7 protein-coding genes are annotated in these 7,712 nt (G+C 55.5%); 3 read left to right on the top strand and 4 right to left on the bottom strand.

Annotated elements, in window-relative coordinates; all coding sequences use genetic code 11:
- Positions 1-703 precede the first annotated feature (703 nt).
- Positions 704-2,563: a calcium-binding protein gene (locus tag KL786_RS20370; protein WP_215518777.1), complete on the top strand. Its 1,860-nt coding sequence runs from the start codon at positions 704-706 to the stop codon at positions 2,561-2,563.
- Between the two features lie 110 nt (positions 2,564-2,673).
- Here the strand turns inward: KL786_RS20370 and KL786_RS20375 are convergent, their stop codons facing one another.
- The 4 genes from KL786_RS20375 to KL786_RS20390 all read right to left on the bottom strand — a co-directional run bounded on the left by KL786_RS20375 (position 2,674) and on the right by KL786_RS20390 (position 6,117).
- Complete coding sequence (locus tag KL786_RS20375; protein ID WP_215518778.1) at positions 2,674-4,383, bottom strand: polyurethane esterase; 1,710 nt, start codon at positions 4,381-4,383, stop codon at positions 2,674-2,676.
- Between the two features lie 118 nt (positions 4,384-4,501).
- Positions 4,502-4,699 carry a hypothetical protein gene (locus KL786_RS20380; RefSeq protein ID WP_065942287.1) on the bottom strand — a complete coding sequence of 66 codons (198 nt, stop codon included), beginning with the start codon at positions 4,697-4,699 and terminating at the stop codon, positions 4,502-4,504.
- 516 nt (positions 4,700-5,215) lie between these two features.
- Positions 5,216-5,605 (bottom strand): hypothetical protein, encoded by a 390-nt coding sequence (locus KL786_RS20385; protein ID WP_215518779.1) that lies wholly within the window; start codon positions 5,603-5,605, stop codon positions 5,216-5,218.
- Complete coding sequence (locus KL786_RS20390) at positions 5,602-6,117, bottom strand: hypothetical protein (RefSeq protein ID WP_139115615.1); 516 nt, start codon at positions 6,115-6,117, stop codon at positions 5,602-5,604. The genes KL786_RS20385 and KL786_RS20390 overlap by 4 nt, the downstream gene beginning before the upstream one ends.
- A 609-nt stretch (positions 6,118-6,726) precedes the next feature.
- Here KL786_RS20390 and KL786_RS20395 point away from each other — a divergent pair.
- The gene (locus tag KL786_RS20395) at positions 6,727-7,206 is read left to right on the top strand and encodes a hypothetical protein (protein WP_032860840.1); all 480 of its coding nucleotides are present in this window, start codon (positions 6,727-6,729) and stop codon (positions 7,204-7,206) included.
- A gap of 12 nt (positions 7,207-7,218) precedes the next feature.
- Complete coding sequence (locus KL786_RS20400; RefSeq protein WP_215518780.1) at positions 7,219-7,461, top strand: hypothetical protein; 243 nt, start codon at positions 7,219-7,221, stop codon at positions 7,459-7,461.
- Positions 7,462-7,712 lie beyond the last annotated feature (251 nt).

Here is a 7,712-nt window from a genome sequence, read left to right on the forward strand (position 1 = left end):
GTTGCGCTAGGTGGTATGCCGGGGAAATACATGGCTACTTCAGACCATCCCTAGCTACTGTTCTACCGCCGAGCCGAGTACGGTTTAATACAAATACCCAGCCGAATTAGCCGTTATCGGCCACTGGATAAAACCGATCAATAGTTTCATTTTTTGCGATACCGAGCAACAGCCGACACCCTCCACCTGTAATACTTCGGCAGACGCCACAGAGTACTTAACCAATTTAATTTATCACAACAAACACCACCATAAACGACATCAAGCTGACCGGCTAGTCACAACAAAACCAACCCAGTCAAATATTCTTCAACACAGAACCATCAACAGCGAAAAATTATAAACCCCATACCTATCAATCTATTACGCTCATAAAAACCCACTTCAATAACGTAAATCGCAACGCCAATTTCTGACGATCATTACCATCGTGCGCACCCAACATTTCAATTAAGTAATGACAGGTTTCTTTCAGGCACCTGAACTTCAGCACCATCCGATCACCGGTATTTTTTTCAGTACAACTTTATTTATTGATAAGTTAGGGTTGTCTGGCTCACTTATAGTCAAAGCCGATATTGACGACCGGGAGCAACCTGAACCAAACGCACAAAAACAACTTCAATGCACGTTTGTTTAGCCCGACTTATCAGCCTTCATCGTCGACCATCGGTGTTGGTCGTCGGGCCATAGGAGAAAGTAAATGGCTATGTTCGATTACAAGGGGCAAGACGCCCGCGGCCTTATTTCAGATGCCTGGAACCTCGCCACCTACACCAGTGGCGTCGCCACCGTAGGTGCCCTCTACAACCTCCCTGGGCTAGTCCTGGGAGAGGGCAATACCTTTGCATTGCCCAAGGGCTGGCGCGAGATCGGTGCCAACGAACTGGACGTTGACAAGAGTCACACCGACCTGACAGGCAGCTTTACGGGCGAGAACGTATTCGGCTCCCAGGCCAGGGTCTTCGGCCAATACGACGACAGTGGCCAGTTGCTGAAAATGGGCTTTTCCATTGCCGGCACCAACTCCCCGGTCGACCTGCTGGGCTGGCCGGCAATGATCGACAACTCTTATATCCGCGGCTATGACTACCTGCTCGATTCAATCAAGAACTACGCTATTGACCACAATCTGAGCGGCAAGGACGTGCTGGTGACCGGCTACAGTCAAGGCGGTTCGGTAACCAACAGCATGTACCTGGGCAAGGAAACGCTGGCAGACGGTTTCTTCAAGGATTCGGACTACTTCGGCATGGAGTCGCCCAAATCCAGCAACAGCGAGGGAATCTTCAACTTCGGCTTCGAAAATGATGTAGTCCACCGCCTCATTGGCCAGGAAACCAATGTGGGCAGCGCCATCATCGACGCCCTCAAAGGCAGCGACGCCAGCTACACCTCCACCACCGATAACATCGTACTGTTCGACACGATCTATGCTCTGCCCACCTGGCCCAACGGCCCATTTTCCATTGCCAACCTCAGTGGGTGGGCGGCTCACCTGGAGGGGATTTTTATCAATCCCATCCAGCGCATAGGCCAATCGACGTTCTACGACCACATCGAACGAGACAGCACTGTAATCATCAGCAACCTCGACCCCATCAGCCGCAGCTTTACCTGGGTGAGCGACAAGGCTACCGCCACCTCCAACCACTTCGGCACACCGGCCTTCCTGCTGGGCATCGACAGTGCAGACAAACTGCAAGACGGTCGCAGCGATGATTTCCTTGACGGGTTCAGTGGCAACGACAGCTTCCGGGTCAGCACCGGAACCGATATCGTCTCAGGGGGTGATGGCAATGACAAAGTCTTCCTCAAGGGCGCAGCCTCTTCCTACGAAGCCGTGAAACTGAGTGACGGCACCCTGTTTCTCAACGATACCAGTGGCCAGTACGGCCTAAAGGAACTGCACGGCGTCGAGCATGTGGAATTCGAAACCGGCCTGGCCAGCGCACTCGGGCAATTGCCTTTTATCGGTGGGATCTTCAGCGGTATCGGGCAGGCACTGACTCCAGCCTACACAGTCACCAGCGGCAAACTGGACTTCGAAGGCCTGTTCGGCGCCGACAAAGCCTACTCCAGAGCCGTTGAGGGCAGCCCATTGGACGATATCCTCAAAGGCACCGCCGCACGGGACCTGATATTCGGCCAGGGCGGCAATGATAGGCTCGAAGGTGGCGCCGGCAACGACCTGCTGCACGGCGGCGATGGCAACGACACACTGCTGGGCGGTACCGCAAATGATGCGTTGTATGGCGGTAGTGGCAACGACATCCTGATCGGTGGCCTGGGCAACGACCAACTCAGCGGCGGCGTGGGTAGCGACCAGTTTGTGTTCGATCAGCGAGGGTTCGGCCAGGACCGAATCAGCGACTTCAACATCCATCAGAACGGGAACGACCTGTTGGTGTTCTCCAAATCGTTGTTTGCCACCACCGACGCTGTCCTTGGCGCCACCACCCAGAACGGCAGCGACAGCATAATCCTGGCAGGCGACAGCAGTGTCACATTGGTAGGCTTCAGCGCGGCGCAATTGAGCGCAGACATGATCAGCCTGGTTTAACGCTTATCTCGAAAAACCCAAGGGAATCCCCCGTAGAGCATTGATCTACGGGGGATTCAAGAGTGGAGCAGATCACCCATTGCCACCTGCGGTGCTCTGCCCCGATTGCTTTAGGAAATGAAAACCCCCGCCCCATTCAACTGAGTCATGTCCACGCCCACCAACATCACAGAATTGTCGCCGAAGGACAGCACCGTGTTGTCTTCGAACGTCGAGGCATAAGAGCGGTAATCGTAATCCTGGTTCAAGCCAGGAATGCCCATGAACACAAGTTTATCGCTGGCCTGGTAACCCTCGATCCGGTCATTGCCAAAGAGGCCGTTGAACAGGAAGGTGTTGCTGCCACCGCCCGAAACCATCAGGTCATTACCAGCCCCGCCGACAAACACATCATTGCCCTGACCACCGATCAAGTGATCGTCGCCGCCCAAGCCGAACAACCAATCGCCAGCGGCATGAGCGGTGAGGACATTGTCCTGCGCATCGCCTTTGGCGGACGTCGCGTATTGCGTCAAGTCGGTACCGGCCAGCAGGCCGTTGCCGGTTACTTGATAAGTGATGTCATAGGAGCCCCAGGGGATTGAAGTCCACGGTATATAGGAGGCTTCCTTGCTCACCAGCGCACCGATATCGCGGGTCATACTGATGCCGCCATAGGCGTCGTTGATGTACAGCGTGCCATCGCCGTCGTTGGCAAAGCTGAAGGTGGCCAGTGACTTTTGCAGTTCCAACACGTTATCGCCTTGGCCGCCCAGGATGATGTTGTAGCCACCGTCATCGCGAAAACGGTCATTGCCGGCACCACCTTCCAGGAAGTCATTACCAGCTCCGCCCTTGAGCAGGTCGTTTCCCTCGCTACCCATGATGAAGGTATTGCCGGTGTGTTTTTCAGCGTAGCGGTTCAGGTCCTGCACCCAGGTGGTTTCACGCGTGACCTCTGTAAGGCTGGAGACGACGATGGTCGAATCCTTGCTGGTCAGGTCGTAGAAATCCGAGGACGCGATACGCTCCATGCCTTGGATATAGCCGACCAGGGAGTGAGCCTTGGCAACTCCCCAGTTGAGACTATTGGGTAAATGTGCCGAGAACGAGGCGTAATTATCAGTGAAGCTGACCAGGTTGTTGGCGGCCGAATCCCAAGCCCTATCGTTACCCCAGAACAGTGCCGAGGTGTTGATGCCTTTACCATCAATGGCCTTGAACACCGGGTCATTCTCGTAGCCGATATTCAAGACCGGTGTATCACCCGAGCCTTGAGTGGGTGAGGCAAAGGTCACGTAGTTTGCATCCTGATAGAAGCCACCCCAGTAATCGCGGCTCAAGGTTGCCAAGCTGTTGGCCCCTAGTGCGCCGAGGCTATGGCCGGTGACCAAAATATCCTTGCCGGTCAAGCCCTGGCTCGTGGCGTAGCTGGCGACGTTTTCCAACAAGGCACTGAAGGCGTACTTGGCGTAATTGGCGGCGTATCCGGGAAGTGCGGCGGCAGCCAGGTCGCTGGCCACGTCGCCCAATCCATCCCAAGTCAGGGCAAAGGAAGTGCCACGAAAGGCAATCCCCATGGCAATCAGCTTACCAACGCCATCGTACTGCCCCAAAATCTCGACATTGGCGGAAGGCGCCAATGCGGTCTCACCCCAAAAGGTGCCTTGCTTGTCCACTTTCTGCGTCACGCCCAGGGCTTGCGCACCAATAGGCGCCCAGCCACCGGTTGCCAGAGGTTGGCCGGTGGAGTCATAAGCGTATTCGGATAAAGCCAAGGCGTCGTTCAACAGCGCCTTGGCGTGCTCGCCTGTCATGCCCTTGTAGTCGAAAACGCCCATACCCTTTGCCCCTTTTCAGATGACTGTCTATGTGGCTTCAGCTCGGTTGGCCGGGATAAATTGAGGGCGGGATGGGGAAGGCAGTCAATCGTTACCTAAAAATCGAATAGTTGCAAAATCAAACATCAAGCTTGGAGTGTTCGAATGACGAGTAGGCTTGCTGGGCATGCAGGAGGTCAGCATGCAGAACAGAAAACTCTTTCTTGTCAGCCGCCTTCCATGGATCAGGAACACGCTGAAGAAAGTCTTCCAGACACTTCCCCGCGCTGGAAACCTTCCGAACTAAATCAGCTACTTCATTCCAGTAAGCGCTCATGAGAACCCTCCTTTACTTGCTGACAAATGAACAAACAAGCAGCGAAGCGCCGAGCCCGAGCAGGACCGGCCACGTGAAAAACAAACCAAACACCAAAGAAGGGACGCCCACCAAAAACCATGGATCTATAAAAACACTCAACTTCATCAATGCTCTCCGGGGCAGGCGATGAAACTTGCTAAAGACGCTAGCCCATCAACCAAGTCAAAGCGCTCACCCAAGCCGGAAGCAATTCCCCCGGTAAAGGCTGCTATGAAAATCCCGGCTGAGCGAGCGGCATAAGGTTAGCTGCCTTTTGATAGCTGCGTCCCTTTCGACTTTCTGAACAATTCACTCACTGCAGCTTTCGGCCTGGTCGCCGACGGGGATGCTGGTGACCACAATCTTCATGGGCGTACACCGGGGGCAAGGGGTGTTCCAGCAAGTAAAGAAGGTTCGCGATGGCTGACCAATGTCGGGGCACTGCAACGCAGGACAAGCCCGCCCCACGAGCCTTCCTGCTTTTCTCCAGGACTGCTACGGCGCCAGGTTCACGCCGTTGCAGCGGCCCTTGATGGAGAAGTCGCTGATCTGTCGTGCCTTGTCCACTGTCATTAGGATCGTGCAGCCGCCAGGATGGGTCACGTCGTCCCAGTAATTGGTGTGGACCATCACATTGCCTTGCCGCTCGGCGGTGCTGCCGACCACTTCCTGGCGCACATAGGTGGTGTCGCGGTACCAGCCCAACTGCACCCCTCCGCCACTGGCCAACGGCTCCATGCGCCCGGGCGGGCCGAAGAAGTCGATGGCCTGCTTGGCGTCGCGCCCCTGCCATTGGTGGCTGGCGCGCAATTCCGGCAGGGTCGGGATGCAGCCGACCAGAGTCGGTAGCAGCAAGCTGAGAAGCAGCAGAGGACGTGCGCTCATCGGGCGCTGCTACCCAGCATGTCGTCCAGTTCTTGCACCGCCTGGCTGTTGGCTTGAACACCGATCAACTGAATGAACATGGCCTGGATGGTGGCGACCATCCGTGCCGCCGGCATCTTGCCGATCGGCAACATCTGGTTGCGCGTGCGGTTATCTGGGGCGCAGACGAAGGCAAAGGTGCGTTGCAACCAGTAGTCCTTCGGTGCGACCCAGCCGTGGATATTGGTCTTCACATCCTTCACCGCACCGTCGAAGCGACGTATCGCCCGGGCGCTATCCAGGCGGATCTGGCGCTGTTTGCATTTGACCTGCACCTCATAGGCGGCAAGGGTCGGGAAGGCCGGGTCTTCGAACAACTGCATGACCTGCACCGATTGCACGCCACCAGGCTTTTGCATGATGCCGGCGGCATCGGCGACGTACACCTCGTTGTGCAGGCGCTCCCCTTTACCGTAGATGATCCAGTAGTCGCCCGAGGCTTGTTCGGCCATGGCCGGGGTACTGCAGGCCATGGCCAAGATAGCCAGCCATCGACAAGGGGGTGGAAGTCTGTAGCCCATGGAGGTCCTTTCCCGATTTCTGTAATTCAGGAGGAATAATATGAGCCGTGGGTGGGCAGGATCAAATAGCACGCTTGTGCTAATGGCCAAACGCCTTCAACCCTTAGATCTTGTACGGAAAATGCCTGTGCGACGAGCATACTGCGTTGAAAACAGGCTCGGAATGCACATTTGCAACCAACACAACTCGTGCGTGACTCCGACCGTTGTTCCGCTTCATTGGAACCACACGCCGAATGCCTTACGGATCGCCCCATTCTGCCCCTTAACCGATCAAGCATCGTTCGCAGCTCGTCGCCTCAAACCGCGCACCGCCACCTCCTCGATTACTGTCTGCAAGCGAAACGGATAAATAAATCCGTCCCCTTTATCAGTCCCCTTTATCCTAGTCCCCTTTATCCCTTATCCCGCTTTATCCCGTCCCCTTTATCCCCAGTACGACCATTTATGTCCGTCAGCACCTCACGGTGGGTAACGCACCTTGCCAGCCAGGTGAAATGATTTGAATCCAGCGCGCGCTTTCTGGACAATCCCCGCCTTTGGCTCGAAAGGATGCGTGCGATGAAGTTCGAAGGGACTTTCCAATACATGGGCAATCACGGGATCGTGTTCAACGTCTCGCAGATCACCCTCACCGACAGCGAACGCGGACGCCTGCGCGAGCTGCATTTTGGCGAAGCAAAAAGCGCCCACTACGAGGTCAACCGCAAGGTCGTCGAGGTGTACGACAAGATGCTTGCCAAGAACCTGCCGTGCCTGATGATGATCGGCATCTCCAAGCCGCTGACCCGGCAACAGGGCGATGTTCTCAACACCCAACGCACCAAAATCGCCAACCTTGCGGCCTCGGCGTTCGCTGGCGCTACCTCTTATGTTGCCTCCCCCTACGTGGGTGCCCCTGTCGGCGCAGGTGTGCGCATGTATGTGAATGAAACCCTGCCCACCTATCATGCAGGCGACGTACTGGTGAGCATTGAGGCGCAGGTGAATGGCGGCATCGGCCCGCAACGCACCGCCTCGACACTGATCATCAAGACCTGACGGGAGAAACACATGTCTGACATTACCCAACTGGTCGTTGCTCTGGTGCTGTTCTTTCTGCTCGATCGGTTTCTTAAGTCGTACCCGCTTCGTAAATGGTTAGGGGTACTGCTGATAGCGATAGGTGCAGTTGGCTGCGTTGCAGCGAGCCAAATCCGCTTGTTTGGGTTTGACCTGGGGTTGCTGTCGATCTTTGCCGTTGCACTGGGGGTGGGGTTGTTCCTGAAGCGGCGGCGGTTCGAGCAAGTGGGTTGAAGGTGGCAGGAGTTTTAAGCGAAAAGGGGACGGATTTATTTTTCTAATTTTGACCAATGAGTGCTGGCATCCCCGAAAACAAACTCAGAAATGCCTTATGTTCACGACTCCGAGTGGTCGCTAAAGTCTGCAGCTTACGAGTTAAAACCCGGACAAAAACTTGACTAATATCAATAACTTAACTATAATAGCAGCCAGCAGCCAGCAGCCAGCAGCCAGCAGCCAGCAGCCAGCAGCCAGCAGCCAGCAGC

It is taken from the genome of Pseudomonas sp. TAE6080, from assembly GCF_018732265.1.
GTDB lineage: Bacteria > Pseudomonadota > Gammaproteobacteria > Pseudomonadales > Pseudomonadaceae > Aquipseudomonas > Aquipseudomonas brenneri.